At 58.3% G+C, this 16210-nt stretch carries 17 protein-coding genes; 12 read left to right on the top strand and 5 right to left on the bottom strand.

The genetic code is table 11. The features are described 5' to 3' along the window. The first annotated feature begins 210 nt into the window (after positions 1 to 210). The gene (locus tag JZX87_RS15110) at positions 211 to 1323 is read left to right on the top strand and encodes a porin (protein ID WP_206826511.1); all 1113 of its coding nucleotides are present in this window, start codon (positions 211 to 213) and stop codon (positions 1321 to 1323) included. A 113-nt stretch (positions 1324 to 1436) separates the two neighbouring features. Here JZX87_RS15110 and JZX87_RS15105 read toward each other — a convergent pair whose 3' ends face one another. After that, on the bottom strand, positions 1437 to 3554 hold the full coding sequence (locus JZX87_RS15105; RefSeq protein WP_206826509.1) for a lytic transglycosylase domain-containing protein: 2118 nt from the start codon (positions 3552 to 3554) through the stop codon (positions 1437 to 1439). 228 nt (positions 3555 to 3782) lie between these two features. Here JZX87_RS15105 and dapA point away from each other — a divergent pair, with 228 nt between their 5' ends. The 3 genes from dapA (at position 3783) to JZX87_RS15090 (ending at position 6590) form a co-directional block, all read left to right on the top strand. Beyond that, positions 3783 to 4667, top strand: coding sequence for a 4-hydroxy-tetrahydrodipicolinate synthase (gene dapA / locus JZX87_RS15100; RefSeq protein ID WP_148145484.1), 885 nt, complete (start codon positions 3783 to 3785; stop codon positions 4665 to 4667). A gap of 234 nt (positions 4668 to 4901) precedes the next feature. Next, complete coding sequence (gene smpB / locus JZX87_RS15095; protein ID WP_148145483.1) at positions 4902 to 5378, top strand: SsrA-binding protein SmpB; 477 nt, start codon at positions 4902 to 4904, stop codon at positions 5376 to 5378. A gap of 243 nt (positions 5379 to 5621) precedes the next feature. Then, positions 5622 to 6590 (top strand): lysylphosphatidylglycerol synthase transmembrane domain-containing protein, encoded by a 969-nt coding sequence (locus JZX87_RS15090; RefSeq protein ID WP_206826507.1) that lies wholly within the window; start codon positions 5622 to 5624, stop codon positions 6588 to 6590. On the opposite strand, the gene JZX87_RS15085 is transcribed toward JZX87_RS15090, so the two are convergent. Together JZX87_RS15085 and JZX87_RS15080 are read right to left on the bottom strand one after the other, a co-directional pair. Further along, positions 6563 to 7663 carry a bifunctional transcriptional activator/DNA repair enzyme AdaA gene (locus JZX87_RS15085; RefSeq protein WP_206826506.1) on the bottom strand — a complete coding sequence of 367 codons (1101 nt, stop codon included), beginning with the start codon at positions 7661 to 7663 and terminating at the stop codon, positions 6563 to 6565. The genes JZX87_RS15090 and JZX87_RS15085 overlap by 28 nt on opposite strands. An 80-nt stretch (positions 7664 to 7743) precedes the next feature. Continuing rightward, positions 7744 to 8319 (bottom strand): LabA-like NYN domain-containing protein, encoded by a 576-nt coding sequence (locus JZX87_RS15080; protein WP_112511088.1) that lies wholly within the window; start codon positions 8317 to 8319, stop codon positions 7744 to 7746. A 468-nt stretch (positions 8320 to 8787) separates the two neighbouring features. Here JZX87_RS15080 and rpoZ point away from each other — a divergent pair, with 468 nt between their 5' ends. From rpoZ to JZX87_RS15040, 8 genes are all read left to right on the top strand, one after another. Continuing rightward, positions 8788 to 9192: a DNA-directed RNA polymerase subunit omega gene (rpoZ, locus tag JZX87_RS15075; protein WP_148145480.1), complete on the top strand. Its 405-nt coding sequence runs from the start codon at positions 8788 to 8790 to the stop codon at positions 9190 to 9192. 219 nt (positions 9193 to 9411) lie between these two features. Beyond that, positions 9412 to 11670, top strand: coding sequence for a RelA/SpoT family protein (locus JZX87_RS15070; protein ID WP_206826504.1), 2259 nt, complete (start codon positions 9412 to 9414; stop codon positions 11668 to 11670). Between the two features lie 143 nt (positions 11671 to 11813). Further along, entirely contained in the window at positions 11814 to 12122 is a 309-nt protein-coding gene (locus JZX87_RS15065) for a hypothetical protein (protein WP_206826502.1), read from the top strand. Next, positions 12079 to 12561: a DUF982 domain-containing protein gene (locus tag JZX87_RS31795; RefSeq protein ID WP_353654200.1), complete on the top strand. Its 483-nt coding sequence runs from the start codon at positions 12079 to 12081 to the stop codon at positions 12559 to 12561. Before JZX87_RS15065 ends, JZX87_RS31795 begins: the two co-directional genes overlap by 44 nt. Positions 12562 to 12809: 248 nt before the next feature. Further along, positions 12810 to 13019 carry a cold-shock protein gene (locus JZX87_RS15055; protein WP_148145477.1) on the top strand — a complete coding sequence of 70 codons (210 nt, stop codon included), beginning with the start codon at positions 12810 to 12812 and terminating at the stop codon, positions 13017 to 13019. 111 nt (positions 13020 to 13130) lie between these two features. Continuing rightward, positions 13131 to 13415, top strand: a complete 285-nt coding sequence (locus JZX87_RS15050; RefSeq protein WP_206826498.1) for a cold-shock protein — start codon at positions 13131 to 13133, stop codon at positions 13413 to 13415. Between the two features lie 25 nt (positions 13416 to 13440). Continuing rightward, complete coding sequence (rpsU, locus tag JZX87_RS15045; protein WP_148145475.1) at positions 13441 to 13686, top strand: 30S ribosomal protein S21; 246 nt, start codon at positions 13441 to 13443, stop codon at positions 13684 to 13686. A gap of 99 nt (positions 13687 to 13785) precedes the next feature. Beyond that, complete coding sequence (locus tag JZX87_RS15040) at positions 13786 to 13983, top strand: hypothetical protein (RefSeq protein WP_206826497.1); 198 nt, start codon at positions 13786 to 13788, stop codon at positions 13981 to 13983. 126 nt (positions 13984 to 14109) lie between these two features. Here JZX87_RS15040 and JZX87_RS15035 read toward each other — a convergent pair whose 3' ends face one another. After that, complete coding sequence (locus JZX87_RS15035; protein ID WP_183822486.1) at positions 14110 to 14943, bottom strand: undecaprenyl-diphosphate phosphatase; 834 nt, start codon at positions 14941 to 14943, stop codon at positions 14110 to 14112. A gap of 297 nt (positions 14944 to 15240) precedes the next feature. Further along, complete coding sequence (locus tag JZX87_RS15030; protein ID WP_206826495.1) at positions 15241 to 16191, bottom strand: DUF3829 domain-containing protein; 951 nt, start codon at positions 16189 to 16191, stop codon at positions 15241 to 15243. Positions 16192 to 16210: the final 19 nt, after the last annotated feature.

Raw genomic sequence — 16210 nt, 5'->3', positions numbered from 1 at the left:
CCGGCTCTCAGATCTGATTTGAAAAGCCCGGCCTTGTGCCGGGCTTTTCTCGTTTGGGCTGCAGCTTCGGACCCGGTCGTGGCAAATTGGTAACTGCCGGTTTTCATCTTCGTGATTTAGGGTGTTGGAATGTAAGAGGACGCTTGCGCTCCTGGGGATCAGGAGTAGCGTTCGCTTGTATTGCGAATGCAGCTCACCGAGGAAATCCCAATGAGGCTGACGAGTTTTCTCATCGCATCGGCAGCAAGTCTGGTTGCTGCATCTGTTTCCCACGCCGCTGATGCCATTGTCGCTGCCGAGCCGGAACCGCTGGAATATGTCCGCGTCTGCGACGCTTTCGGCACCGGCTATTTCTATATCCCTGGCACGGAGACCTGTCTCAAGATCGGCGGTTATATTCGTCTACAGCTGGATGGCCGCAGCAATTACGACATCGACACAAGTGCTGGCGCGGTCGAACTCGACGATGATGCCGGTTATCGCACAAATACGCGTGCGCAGCTCCGGTTCGAAGCCAAGTCCGACACCGAGTTCGGCCCCCTTGGTTCACGCGTCACGTTGCGCGCCAACAATAACTCCGACAGCTCGGACTTCGCGCTGAACGAGACCTATATCGAGCTGGGCGGTTTCCGCATCGGCTACTTCTACAATTACTTTGATACCGGCCTGCCGGGTGAGACCGTGCTGTCGGACGAAGGCCCGCTTTCGGGCAGCGCAACCGATATTTTCGGGGACTATATTGGCGGAGATACGCTGAACAATTCCATTCGCTACACGTTCGAATCTGGAGCATTCACGGCCTATGGTCAGGCTGATTTCTTCAATTCGCAGGCGGGCTGGAAGACCGACGCCGATGGCAGCGCTGACGAGATCGGTCTCAGCGGTCTGGTAGGCGGCAAGTTTGACGCGTTTTCCATCGATCTGTTCGGCGCCTATGAGTTCGACCACGAAGACGGTGTCGTCGCATCTACTCTGTCGGCCGAGATCGGACCGGGCAAGCTGGGTGTTTTCGGTGTCTATTCTTCCGGCCCGACCCGCTATTGGGATTATTCGGAATGGACGATTGGTGCCGAGTATGCCTTCCCTGTTTCCGAAAAGTTTAAGCTCACGCCTGGCGTCCAGTATTGGGATAACATCATTCCCACGAGCGACGACTATACGGGCGGCAGTGCCTGGCGCGTCGGCGTGACGGCGGATTATCAGGTCACGCCGAACCTCCTCGCCAAGGCGACCTTCAACTACAATAATGTTGACATCGACACTGCCGGTTATGGCGATGGCGACCGTTTCGACGGCTTCCTGCGTCTGCAGCGGGATTTCTAATCACAGAAGTTGAAAAGCCCGGCTTGGCCGGGCTTTTTCGTGCTTATCAGGGTATCCTACTATCGAACTGTTCGAGAACCGGGGTGAGGCGCGGCTGTCTATGGCTCTCGGTCTCACCGCCGGCCGAAGCGCAGATCGTCAACAATATCGGCCTTCTGCCCCAGGCGGGTCTTGTAGACCTGATAATTCTCCAAGACGCGCTGAACGTAGTTGCGCGTTTCGGGGAAGGGGATGCGTTCAACCCAGTCGATCACCTCTTCGAGCGACTTGCCACGCGGATCACCATAACGAGCAATCCATTCCGGCACACGCTTCGGTCCGGCATTGTAAGCTATGAAGGTCAGTACATAGGAGCCGCCGAAAGCGTCGATCTGCTCGCCGAGATAATGCGCGCCAAGCGTGGCGTTGTAACCAGCGTCACCGGTCAGCCGATCCGCCTTGAAGCTCATCCCGTGCCGCTTGGCAACGCCCTGTGCCGTCCCGGGTAAAAGCTGTAGAAGGCCGCGAGCATTCGCTGCGGAAACGGCTGACGGGTTGAATGCGCTTTCCTGCCTTGCGATCGAATAGGCAAGCGCCTTGCCGGAACCGGCAATATCGGCGCCGGCCGGAATGACGCCGATAGGATAGGCGAGTGCCGCCACATCGACACCGCGGGAAAAGGCCGACTTGCCGATTCGCAGCGATAGTGCATGGTCGCCTTGTGCTTCCGCGCGTGCGGTCAAAAGCGAAAGTTCGCCCGGGCTGTCGATCTGCTCGCCGAGTGCCGCATAAAGTGCTGCTGATCGCCGGTCATGGCCGACGGCGTCAAGCCGCGCGATGGCACGGACCACCTCACGCGAAGCGAAGCGCTCACGGTCCTGCGCCGTGGGGGAGGGGTAACTTACGTCGAGCGCCGATTTGCCGAGCTTGGCTGCAGCCAGCTGCCCATAGAACGTGCCCGAATAACGCGCCGCCTGTTCATAAAAGTTACGCGCCTCTCCCGGTCCGCCAGCCTCAGCCGATCGGCCGAGCCAGTAGAGCGCCCGCGACGCGGAAAGCGGCCGGTTGGAAGCTTCGTAAATCTTGCGGAAATGCGTCTCGGCCGTCGCCGGATCCTGAAGTGCCCTCAGCGCATACCATCCAGCATGGAATTCCGCATCGGCGCGGTCGACTGTAGATTGCGCCACATGATTTGCGACCAGTCTGTAGGCGGCGCTGAACTGACCTAGGTCCGCAAGCCCGCGCGAGACGATCCGTTGCTCGTTCCACCATTCCGTTGGATAGACGAGTTTTGCCGGATCGCGCGGTATGCGCTCAAGCAGCTTTGCCGCTCCGGCATAATCGTTCTGCCGCCTTGCATATTCTATTTTGGCGAAGAGATAAGCGGGATCGCTCGCCCACGAGCCTGCAACGGCATTGATCAGCGCATCGGCATTCCTGGCATTATTCGCAACGGCCGCCCACGCGTTGTAAAGCGACTGCGCATTGCCGAGACTGGAAAACCGTTTCGCCTGCGCCACGCGGCCGCGATACATGAGATAGTCCATGCGGGTCTTGTGATCGGCTGCGGTAAACAACCCGCCGAATTCGCCAAGCAGCTTGTCTTCGGTCGCCACATCGAGTGTCTCGGAAGACCATAGACCGCGCAGGGTCCGGGCGGCCTCAGCGGTTTTCCCAGCTGCCGCCTGCGCGCGGGCAAGGATCATTGCACCTTCCGGCGTCTGCGGGCGTGAATTGCCCATGGCGGAAAGCACGGCTGCAGCAGGCGGGTTTTCGCGATAAAGCGCGCGCTCTTCCCGCTCGCGCAATCCGCCGAGCCCCGGCCAGCCGGTCAGCTCGCGTGAAGCGCTAGCAATCTCGCGATAGGGCACATCCTTCATTCCCGAACTGGCAATCGCCCAGGTGAGGATTTTGCGGTCGAGCGAGCCTGCCGGCAGGCTGTCGCGTGCAGCAATCGCCTGCGCCGCATCATTACCGGAAAGCGCGTCGAGCCCGGTTTTGAGTGCAGAAGATGCGAGCGGTCGGTCGAGCCTTGGAATGGAGCCGGTAATCTCGGGAATGGGCATGGCGGTTGGCGTGGGGATAGCCTGGGAGCCCGGTTGCGTTGGCACAGGCGCGCTCATCGGTGCGTTCGGCCGGGCAAAGGGAAGCGGCACGATGCCGCTGCCAGCGCCACCGCTCTGGGCGAGCACAAGGCTCGATATGCTGGCTGCACCCAATCCTAAGGTGAGGATCAGAGCGGGCTTCTTCATCCGGCGACTCGCGAAAAAGACATATACCCCTATCGGGTTCTCCCATTAGGCTCCGGCGGCATTAACGAAACCTTACCACGACCTCTAAAATACGCATCAATGAGCGGTGGCCGGCGATCAGTTTCCCGTGAGCTTTGCGCTTGTCGGCGATCTGCCTCCGCTTTATGGTGCGCCACCTTAGTCATTGATTACGGCCGAAGCATGGACTGCGGCCATTGGGAGTTTTGCATGTTCAAGGGATCGATCCCCGCGCTCGTAACGCCGTTCACCACTGGCGGGGCTGTCGATGAAAAAGCGTTTGCAGATCATGTCGAATGGGTGATTGCAGAGGGCAGCTCGGGCCTCGTTCCGGTCGGCACGACGGGTGAATCGCCGACGCTTTCCCATGATGAGCACAAGCGTGTGGTCGAACTCTGTGTGGAGGTCGCTGCCAAGCGCGTGCCGGTCATTGCTGGTGCTGGTTCCAACAATACGACAGAAGCGATCGAGCTCGCACAGCACGCAGAACAGGCCGGCGCCGATGCTCTGCTTGTCGTCACGCCCTATTATAACAAGCCGACCCAGAAGGGGCTTTTCGCCCATTTCTCGGCAATCGCTGATGCGGTTTCCCTGCCCATCTTCATCTACAATATCCCGGGGCGTTCCGTTATCGACATGAGCCCGGAAACCATGGGCAAGCTCGCCAAGGCGCATAAGAACATCGTCGGCGTCAAGGACGCGACGGGCAAGATCGAGCGCGTCTCGGAACAGCGCATCTCTTGCGGTACCGATTTCATCCAGCTTTCCGGCGAGGATGCTACGGCGCTCGGTTTCAATGCGCATGGCGGTGTCGGCTGCATTTCGGTCACGGCCAATGTCGCGCCGCGCCTCTGTGCCGAATTCCAGGCGGCGACGCTGGCCGGAGATTACAAGAAGGCGCTCGAATACCAGGATCGTCTCATGCCGCTGCACAAGGCAATCTTCATGGAGCCGGGTCTCTGTGGCGCCAAATACGGTCTGAGCAAGCTGCGCGGCATGGAGCGTACCGTGCGCTCGCCCCTGGTCTCCGAGCTTGAGCCTGCGACCGAAGCCGCAATCGATGCGGCGCTGCGCCATGCAGGCCTGTTGAACTGAGGCATTGCCTTGGCGCTCGAAGTCGCTGACGCATAAGCTTCACATTCGGTCCTGACCGCATTATATCAATGCTTAACCCCGCTCATTGCTTTTGGGCGGGGTTCTTATTTGGAAAAGCAATTCCAGCAAAAGTGGGAACGGTTTTGTGTCCGGAATCGCGTCAAACAGAGTATTGGAGCCTTTTCGCCTTTCGAAGAAAAGCGGATACGCTCTAAGCGGAATGGAATTCGTCTGATGGCACCCAAAGGCAGCCAGCGCGTGGTCAATAAGGTCGTTGCGGAAAACCGCAAGGCCCGGTTCAACTACGAGATCATCGACACCTATGAGGCAGGCCTGGTTCTGACTGGTACCGAGGTGAAGTCTCTGCGCGACGGCAAGGCCAATATCGCCGAATCCTATGCGTCGGACGAAGGCGAGGAGATCTGGCTGATCAACAGCCACCTGCCTGAATATCTGCAGGCCAACCGCTTCAACCACGAGCCGCGCCGCCGCCGCAAGCTGCTCCTGTCGAAGCGTGAGATCGGTCGTCTGCGTAACAGCATCAACCGCGAAGGCATGACGCTCGTGCCGTTGAAAATCTATTTCAACGAAAAGGGCAGGGCCAAGCTGGAGCTCGCGCTCGCCAAGGGCAAGAAGCTGCACGACAAGCGCGAGACCGAGAAGGAACGCGACTGGAACCGGCAGAAGTCGCGGCTGTTGAAGAACGGCTGAGACTGATCAAATGCGCATTCGGCGTAATCGCTGACCCTCTGCCCCCAAGCGGGGCGAAGGGAACGTGCCCTGTTCGAGATCTGCGGCGCACGGTAACGGCGTGGCTTGGGTCCTTTTCCCCGCCTGCGGGCAGAAGGTGCTGGCAGGCAGATAAGGCGTTGAAGCTGGCGCCGAGATAAACCTCCACCGGAACCAAACTCATCCCCCGCCGTTTCCCCGCACGTTCATGCGGGTAAGCGGATAATGACGAAGAAGCAGTTTTTCACCTACCTGATGCTGGTTGTGGGCTTCGGCCTTGCCGCCTGGCTCCTCTACCAGGTTTTTCGCGAACACTCGTTCTCCGAGATCGTCCAGTCGGTCCGCGATATCTCAGCTGGCAATCTGGCTCTGGCGCTCCTCTTCGCGTTCGGCTCCTATCTCTGCCTCACCGGCTTTGACTGGTGCGGCGTGCGTTATGTGAAGAACGATCTGCCCTATCCTAAAATCGCGCTCGCGTCTTTCATCGCGCTCTCCATCGGCCAGAGCGTGGGCATGTCGGGCCTAAGCAGCGGTGCGCTGCGCTATCGGTATTACGCCCACTGGGGCATGACGACTGAAGATGTGGCGAAGATCGTGCTGCTCTCTGGCGTCACGGTAGGGCTCGGCATTGCTGTGCTTGCCGGCATCGTCATGGTGATCAACCCGCAGGATGCTGCCGCGGTACTGCGCCTGAGGCAAGAGGTCGTGATTGCCATCGGCGCAGGCTGCCTTGCCACAACGGCACTCTACATCGCGCTTGCCGCCTTCCTGCGGGCGCCGCTGAAAATCCGCAACTGGACGTTCCAGATGCCCACCTGGAAAATTGCCGTCGCTCAAGTGGTCATCGGCACGGTCAACTTCGCTCTTGTCTCGGCCTGCCTGCGTGAGGTGATGGCGGCAGGTGCGGATGTCAGTTACCTCAAGGCTGCAACCGCCTTCGTGCTCGCCAATGTTGCGATCCTCATCACCCATGCGCCAGGCGGCCTCGGTGTGCTGGAGGCGACAGTCCGGCATGTCATGGGCGATCAGGCATCGATCGGCTCGCTGGTCGCCTTCCGGGTGATCTATTTCTTTATCCCGCTCTTCATCGGCCTGCCGCTGTCGCTCGTGGTCGAGGCCATCTTCCGGGCGACAAAGTCGGGCAGCCGTCCGCAGTCAAACGGAGATCAGCGCACCGCGGTGCCTGCCGGGTAGCCGGGTTGCCGCCCGCCAACTCCTTCCGCCATTCGGCGTTCATGTTCGATCAGCCAGCGTTTGCGCCACAGGCCGCCGCCATAACCGGTCAGGCTGCCATCGGCTGAAAGCACCCTGTGGCAAGGAATGACGATGGCGATCTGGTTCGCGCCATTGGCGCCTGCAACCGCGCGGGTGGAGGAGGGCATGTTCATGTCGGCCGCGAGTGCTCCATAGGTTCGAAGCTCACCGGCCGGTATTTCCCGCAGCGCCTGCCACACCTCTCGCTGGAACGACGAGCCGTGCTCGGCCAACCGCGTCCTGAACCCCTTGTTTTGGCCGGAAAAATAGGTCTTCAACTCCGCTTCGATCTCGTCGATCGGCGGATACCGTCCCATGACGATACCGCTGCCGCTCGCCTTCTGCAGCCTGCGGATTTCCGCGGGTAGCGCCTTGCGCTCGGCAAATTCCAGAATATGCAGGGCATGCGTGTCGGCGATCGCGATCATCGGGCCGATCGGCGTATCGATCCAGTCGGCACGCAGCAGGGCCTTGCCCCGCAGCTTAGCCGGGGCTTCCCCGAACAGTCTTGCGATCGCGGCACGAAAGCCGCTACCGGATTCGTAACCCGCATCGAGCTGGGCGTCGATCACATTGGCGCCGTCATTCAGCACTTCCGCAGCCTTGCCCATTCGTCTCAGGCGTGCCATCTCCAGAAAACTCATGCCGAATTGCCGCTTGAACGCACGTCGAACGGTGGATGGATCGACGCTTAAGGCGCTCACGTCGCCTTCGCTCCAGCGCCGCATCGGATCGGCATCGAGTGCATCGATCAGCCTTGTGACCACGGGATCGGTCTCGCCAAGCTTCAACATCGGCCGGCATCGATTGCAGGGGCGAAAGCCGGATTCGAGGCATTCGGCGATCGTCTCATAGAAAGTTGAATTCTCGCGCTTCGGCTTGCGGGCAGGGCAGGTGAGGCGGCAGAAAATGCCGGTTGTCTTCACGGCCACCCAGGCAAATCCTTCATAGGAAGGATCGCGGGCGATCAGCGCATCATAAAGAATGTCGTCGGAAGGGCGTTGAAACAGCATGACACTCTTCTAGCCCGAAACGAAAATAGGCGCCGCCGAAAAACGGGCGCCTATTTTTCTGATTATGTCTGCTTCGACAGTTACGCGTCGGCCGGCTCTGTGGGCTCGGTCGGGCGTACCGCGCGTTCGCTCGGGTCGCGGCCGACCTCCGCCTTCAGCGTCATCAGGTCGATGAAGTGATCGGCCTGACGGCGTAGGTCGTCGGCGATCATCGGAGGTTGCGTCTGCATCGTCGAGACGACCGAAACCTTACGGCCGCGACGCTGCAACGCCTCCACCAGATTGGTGAAGTCGCCGTCGCCGGAGAAGATCACCAGATGATCGACGGTTTCCGACTGTTCCATCGCATCGATGGCCAGTTCGATATCCATGTTGCCCTTGATCTTGCGACGACCAAGACTGTCCGTGAATTCCTTCGCGGGCTTGGTCACGACCTTGTATCCGTTATAGTCCAGCCAGTCGATCAGCGGGCGGATCGAGGAATATTCCTGGTCTTCGATAAGCGCCGTGTAATAATAGGCGCGAAGCAGGTAGCCGCGTTTCTGGAAAGCCTTCAAAAGCTTTCGATAGTCTATATCGAAGCCGAGGCTTTTTGAGGCGGCGTACAAATTCGCGCCATCGATAAAGAGAGCAATTTTCTCTCTCGGGTCAAACATATGTCTCCATCCCTTTTTATGCCCGTTTTCCGAGCAGATCGGTAAAACGAAATATGTACCGACGATATCGGAATAATTCTTACATTACGAACTATTCATATATCTGTCATGTAAGTTACGATTCGCAATATTCCAAGCACGTGCTGATTGAATATATTCCTCCATCCCAAGCACTTTAGTCTTAATGTCCAAGGCGCGGACCATTCGACTACGAGTTCTCGGGCGCAGCGCTTGCCGGATTTGGTATCCGGATAAACAGGTGAACCTCACCCGTTTCTTCGCCGCCAGGCTTTGACAGAGATCATGCTGTCAGTGCTTTGCGCCTTCGAATGGAGCGTTTTCTCCTCAGTAAACGCCCCGTAACTCACCACTCGATTGGCCCCGGGTTTAGGAAAAACTTGAATTTCCCGTCCGATGGCTGTATCGGGCGTATCAATTCCGGAAATCCAGGACCGCAAAGGACAGGCAATGGCCCGTGTCACAGTAGAAGATTGCATTGACAAAGTCGACAACCGTTTCGAGCTGGTTCTGCTCGCAAGCCATCGCGCTCGCCAGATTTCGCAGGGTGCTGCGATCACCATCGACCGCGATAATGACAAGAACCCCGTCGTCGCTCTTCGCGAGATTGCCGATGAGACACTGTCTCCCGACGACCTGAAGGAAGACCTGATCCACTCGCTGCAGAAGCATGTTGAAGTTGACGAGCCCGAGCCCGATCCGGCAGCTCTGATTGCCGCTGGCGGTGTATCGGTTGCCTCCGACGTTGAAGATGAAGATGCTCCGGAAACCGTCAATTTCGACCAGATGTCGGAAGAAGAACTGCTGGCCGGTATCGAAGGTCTGGTCCCGCCGGAAAAGAGCGACGACTACTGATCGGCATAGTGTGCCTGAGCGGATTTCAACCGATATTCGCTTGGCGCGGATAAAACGGTCGGAATAATCGCTCCGATCGGAACGATAGTGCGCTGCGGCAAGGTATCGTTCATCCTATCGCCCTAATCTGGTTGTCTCAATAATGATGGCTGCGCTAACCGATGGTTGGCGCGCCATTTTCTTTTGTCGCCACACCGTATTTGAAGGGCATTTCCGGGAATGATGAGGCAGTACGAGCTTGTTGAGCGGGTGCAGAAATACAAGCCCGACGCCAATGAAGCTCTTCTCAACAAGGCCTATGTTTACGCCATGCAGAAGCATGGCCAGCAAAAGCGCGCCTCCGGTGATCCCTACATTTCCCATCCGCTCGAAGTAGCGGCCATCCTCACCGACATGCATCTCGATGAGTCGACCATCGCGGTCGCGCTTCTGCATGACACGATCGAGGACACGACAGCCACCCGCGCCGAGATCGACGAACTGTTCGGCGAGGATATCGGTCGGCTCGTCGAAGGCCTGACCAAGCTGAAACGCCTCGACCTCGTGTCGAAAAAGGCCAAGCAGGCCGAGAACCTTCGCAAGCTGTTGCTCGCCATTTCCGATGACGTCCGCGTTCTGCTGGTGAAGCTCGCCGACCGTCTGCATAACATGCGCACGCTCGACCACATGAAGGCCGAGCAGAAGGCACGCATTTCCGAAGAGACGATGGATATCTATGCGCCGCTCGCCGGCCGCATGGGTATGCAGGACATGCGTGACGAACTGGAGGACCTGTCCTTCCAGTATATCAATCCGGAAGCCTACGAGACGGTCACGCAGCGCCTGGCGGATCTGTCCGCCCGTAATGAGGGCCTGATCAAGAAGATCGAGGATGAACTGCGCGAGCTTCTGGTCGCCAACGGCCTGAATGGAACTTTCGTCAAGGGACGGCAGAAGAAACCCTATTCGGTCTTCCGCAAGATGCAGTCGAAGTCGCTCTCTTTCGAGCAACTCTCGGATGTCTACGGTTTCCGGATCATCGTTGACGACGTTGCCTGCTGCTACAAGGCGCTCGGTATCGTCCACACACGCTGGCGCGTCGTTCCTGGCCGGTTCAAGGATTATATTTCGAACCCGAAGCAGAACGATTACCGCTCGATCCACACCACCATCGTCGGTCCGTCCCGCCAGCGTATCGAGCTGCAGATCCGCACCCAGCTGATGCAGGAAATCGCCGAATACGGCATCGCCGCTCATACGCTCTACAAGGACGGCCAGTCTGTTGCAGGCAAGGGACCGGCCAAGAGTGACGAGCTTTTGCCGAAGGAGAGCAACGCCTATTCCTGGCTGCGCCACACGATCGAATCGCTGGCCGAGGGTGATAATCCCGAAGAGTTCCTCGAACACACCAAGCTCGAACTGTTCCAGGACCAGGTTTTCTGTTTCACCCCGAAGGGCAAGCTTATCGCGCTGCCACGCGGTGCAACCCCCATTGACTTCGCCTATGCGGTTCATACCAACATCGGCGACACCACGGTCGGCGCCAAGATCAACGGCCGTATCATGCCGCTCGTAACCCGGCTGAACAACGGCGACGAAGTCGAGATCATCCGTTCCGGCGTCCAGGTTCCGCCGGCTGCCTGGGAAGAGATCGTCGTCACCGGCAAGGCGCGCTCGGCGATCCGCCGCGCCACACGCATGGCGATCCGCAAGCAATATGCCGGCCTCGGTCACCGCATTCTGGAGCGCACCTTCGAACGCGCCGGCAAGACTTTTTCCCGCGACGCGCTGAAGCCGGCGCTGCATCGTCTGGCGCAGAAGGATGTCGAGGATACGATCGCCTCTGTCGGTCGCGGTGAGCTTTCTTCGCTCGACGTGCTGCGCGCCGTCTTCCCGGATTACAAGGACGAACGCGTAACCGTGAAGCCGGCAGCCGATCAGGGCTGGTTCAACGTCCCGAGCGCAACCGGCATGATGTTCAAGCTGCCGGCGAAATCCCAGACCGATCTGGAAAACGCCCAGGCAGCAGATCTCGTGGCGACCCTATTGCCGATCCGCGGCCTTGCCACCAATACCCAGGTGCGCTTCGCCCCGAGCGGCGCGGTCCCCGGCGATCGGATCGTCGGCATCATGGATGCGGGTAAGAGCAAGGGCATCACCATCTATCCGATCCAGGCGCCTGCGCTGCAGAAATTCGACGACGAGCCGGAACGCTGGATCGATGTCCGCTGGGATCTCGACGAAGCCAACAAGTCGCGCTTCCCGGCCAAGATCGAGATCAACACGATCAATGAACCGGGCACGCTTGCAACCGTCGCCACGACGATCGGTGCGCTCGACATCAATATCCGTACCATGTCCATGGGCTCAAACCGCGCCGACGACTTTTCCGAGATCGCGATGGAAATCGAGGTCTGGGACCTGCGTCAGCTCAACCAACTTCTTTCGCAGTTGAAAGAACTGGACTGCGTGGCCAATCTGAAGCGGGTTTATGATTGACGTGCGGCTGATGATTTAGGCCGATTTGACCTTCGAGGCTCGACATTCGCCTATGCTGCACTATCTCACTTTGATCGTCGTGTCGGAACGAGCAGCGACGGCTGAGGGATGAGATGGGCTCTCGCTCCAGGCGGGAGGCTCAATTGCGCCATACCTCTCACGATTTGCAGGCAATATTCGACGATGGGTGGCGGGACGCTGAGGATGGAAAAGGCCTGAGTGCCAACCCTTATCTGAGCGACGAAAGCAACTACCGTCTCTCTGCCTGGGTCGAGGGCTATCGCGAGTTCGCGGACGGTATGAGTGCCGCATACAGAGATCAATTGGTCGATGAGGGCAAGCAGGCAGGTACCCTTCTCCTCGACAACCGGGCCTGCCCGTACATCCTCGACCAGAGCAGTCTGCGCTATGATGCCTGGCTGTCGGGGTATCAGTCTCCCGGCGCGCAATGATCTTTCCGCATCGGACAGGTGGCCATCTGCAGGACCACACAATCCAGGTCTGCTCGCGCGCTTGAGATCAGGCGTGAATTTATCGCCTGGAAGCATTTGGAAGACACCGGCGATCGACAATCTCCGTTTGGACTTGGAGCATATTCGGTCGACGCCATGGAAGGATCATGCATTGCTCACCGTTATCCAAATCGACTTTCGTACACGATGGGAATATCCCGTCATGGTAGCAAGGCGCAGTGGAAATTCGGTCGCCATAAATGGTCCCGGACAGGCGTTGAATTACCTGCGTAACGACTTCGTTTTTCAGTCCGGGCGATCTTATTTGTCTGCCGTGTGGGCGTGTCAGTCGGTCCTGCGCTGCAGGGGAGACGCCGAGACCGCGCGACAGCATTTTATCGCCGCTTATGCTGACTACATGATCAAGCTCCATCCTTAGCCAATTCTCTGCGCAGGGTGATCTGAGCTTCCTATGCAGTCGGCGTCGTGCAGCAAGGCCCCCGCAATCTCCATGCAAAGCCTTTATTTTCGCGCATGCCTTGTTGTTGGCCCATTAATCGCTATTTTAGATTTTATCGAACCTTGCTAGCGACTCTCGTCGGCAGCCTAACGGCTCTTCTTGATTTTCTCTCATCGTCGATTTAGCGCCGGGCAACCGGCTTACACAGCGATTGAAAGGAAATCGTTATGAGCACTGGTACAGTGAAGTGGTTTAATAGCACGAAGGGCTTCGGATTTATCCAGCCGGACAATGGCAGCGAGGATGTGTTCGTGCACATTTCTGCCGTGGAGCGTGCGGGTCTGCGCGGTCTGAACGACGGGCAGAAGATCAGCTACGAGCTCGTGCAGGACAATCGCTCCGGCAAAAGCTCCGCAGACAACCTGCGCGCAGAATAATATGTCATCGCCCTCGCGTGACCACGGATGTACTGGCACGCGAAAGGCTTGATGATAAACGGAGGTCGGGCGTCAAACTCCGGCCTTTTGTTTTGACCCTTGGAGGTCATGATGAGCAAGCACCGTTATGATGCCGGCGACGTGGTCGTCTTGAAGAGTGGTGCATTTCGCTTCGGCGAAACCAATGGCTCATGCCGGATCGTCGCTGTTTTGCCGGATGCCTACGGGCTGACGCAATATCGCGTCCAGTTTGACGGTGAGAATTGCGAGCGCCGCATTACGCATGGCGATATCAGTCATGAGGGTTCCGTGGATGTCTCGAAGGCATCGACCGCGACACCGCTTCCATCTGGTAGTTCGTGGATCAACGTGAATACGATCAAGATCAAGAAATAGTGGCTTTGCCGCGTCAGGAGATATTTTGCAGGTACTTGTAAGAGACAACAATGTTGATCAAGCGCTTCGCGTTCTGAAGAAGAAACTGCAGCGTGAAGGCCTGTTCCGGGAGATGAAGGCGCGCAGCGCATATGAGAAGCCGTCGGTAAAGCGCGCCCGCGAAAAAGCCGAGGCGATCAGGCGCGCCCGCAAACTGGCGCGCAAGCAGATGCAGCGTGAAGGGCTGTTGCCTGCTCCGAAGAAGAAGGTCATTGCTCCTCGGGCTCGCTGATTGCCGGTTCGATATCGGTTCCCCGCGGCACCCGTCGCCGGAGGCATGGTTTTCAGATTGTTTTAGTGCGCTTTTGACCTGAAACGCAGGAGGACTGACATGACTGTGACGAAAGACCGTTTCTTCAAACCGACGAAGCTTTCAGCCGATGCAAAGGCGAAAACGACCAATTCCATCGTCCGCGACATTCTCGATTCCGAGGTCGCCGAGAGGGAAAAGAAGACGCAGAAACTTCGCTCTCTGCGCCTTGCGCAAGTCTCTGCAAGCCCATCCGGCACCTCCCGTTTCGGCAAGTAATTGGGTCGGCCGGGGCTAACCTCTCCGTTAAGCGTCACCTAAAACAAAACCCGCCGACAGCGTCGGCGGGTTTTGTTTTTCGTTTGATCGGAACCGCTCTTCTGTTCGACGGCCGAATCTCCAAGCTCAGATCGGGCTGACATAGCCGAAGCCGAGCAAGCCAAGCAGCGCCACGCCGATCACCACGCGATACCAGACAAACGGCATGTAGCTCTTGGTCGATACGAGTTTCAGGAACCAGACGATGACGCCGTAACCGACGACGAAGGCGATCAGCGTTGCAAGCGCGGTCGGACCGGCCGCGACCGCCGTGTCTTCCCCCATCGTCTTCAGGAGCTGGTAGAAGCCCGAGCCGAATACGGCAGGAACAGCGAGCAGGAAGGAATAACGCGCTGCCGCCTCGCGCGTGTAGCCAAGGAGAAGGCCGGCAGTGATCGTTCCGCCGGAGCGGGAGACGCCGGGGATCAGCGCCATCGCCTGGGCAAAACCGAAGATAATGCCGTCGCGCCAGATCAGCTGCCTAAGCGCATATTTCTTCTTGCCGATGCGGTCAGCCCAGCCCAGGATAAGACCGAAGGCGATCAGCATCACGGCGGTGATATACATGTTGCGCAAGCCGTGTTCGATCTGGTCCTTGAAGCCAAGCCCCAGGATGATGATCGGCAGCGAGCCGATGATGATGAGCCAGCCCATGCGGGCCGCGTCCCTGTCGTAATCGCCGATCCTGAACACCTGACGTAGCCAGGCGGTGGCGATATTGACGATGTCTTTCCAGAAATAGACGAGAACCGCAGTCTCGGTGCCGAGCTGGGTGATGGCCGTGAATGCCGCGCCAGGATCGGTGCCAGAGGGCAGGAATTCGCCGAGAATGCGCAAATGCGCACTGGAGGAAACCGGCAGGAATTCGGTCAATCCCTGGACAAGTCCAAGAATGGCGGCATCAGTCCAACTCACGCTCATGGCAGCTCCGAAGGTTGGGGAAAGGATTTAAAGGGTAAAAGGGATTTCTGAAGGCAGGCTGAAGGTCATGTTTGCATAGGTCTGGCAGCTTGCGATCGTCAAGCTGCAAAGCTTGGAACCGCTCAATGTGACGATTCTACGGTAGACCGTCCATGTCTCAAACATATCACGGCTATTCTTGGCATCTGCGCTATGCCTGCGAATGCCCCGTCATGAACGCGAACGGGCCGGATTTCTCCGGCCCGCCATGTTTTTTTCACAAACGGGGAGATGCGGCTCACCTGACGCCGCGTCACCTCAGCACTTGTTGAAATTGATCGCGTTGATGACGTTGTTATAGTCCTGCAGCAACTGCGTTGCGTCCTGCCGTTCCGCCGACATCATCTGGAACTGTGCTTTCTTGTCTTCCTGATAGCGGCCGTTCTCGGTCCGCAGGATGATCTGGCGGCCGGTGGAAAGATAGGCGTTGACGTTGAGCATCATCGACGAGCATCCGGCATGGTTCTTCTCGCGCACCTTGGCGTCATAACCTGTCGCCATCGTGTTGAACTGATCGAGCGAGGTCTTCAGCGCATCCTTCCTGTCGCCCAGCCCCTTGCCCTGCAGAAAGCCGTCGGCGGCGTCCATGCTTTCCTTGATGTGGTAGATCATGCCGATGCGGAAATAGTCGCGGGTATCCTTCTGCGCACTTTCGAACTCGGTCTTGATCCGGGCGCGGTCCTTGGCGTCGATGGCGCTGATGAAATTGCCCTGCGCGGCGGCAAGCGTTTCCATCGCGGCGATGAAGGCCTGCCGGATCTCGCGACCATGCGCGCCCTTGTCGCTCAGATAGGTCTTGGCGGAGATATAATTGCCCATGTCCCGATCGAGCGGTTCGGCCTTCTCGGCTGCGTCGCGATAGGCATCGGCCGAACCGTCGAGCTCGGCCATGTCGGGCTTCATCTCACGGGCCTTGGCAAGGGCGTTCTTCAGCCTGTCCAGATTGTTGGTCGAGTAGAACAGGTTGTCATTCTTGTCCTTGCCGTCGAGCACGGGCTGGACATAGCTCTGGAAGGTCGCCAGTTCCTTGGCATAGGAGCGTTGGAACGAGTTCGCCACTTCGACATAGGCGTTGTATTTCAGCACTTCGGCCTGCTCGGCGGATGGCTGGTTCTGTTCTTTATTGCTGGTCTTGCTTTCGTCACAGGCAGAAAGCGTCAGGACGCAGGCCGCAACAGCCAGCGACCGGATCATGTTTCCGGTGTTCATCAAATTGTCCTCGTTTGAA

The sequence above is a fragment of the Agrobacterium sp. Ap1 genome (assembly GCF_017313375.1).
GTDB classification, from domain to species: domain Bacteria; phylum Pseudomonadota; class Alphaproteobacteria; order Rhizobiales; family Rhizobiaceae; genus Neorhizobium; species Neorhizobium cellulosilyticum.
This window is presented reverse-complemented; position numbering and strand designations above follow the sequence as displayed.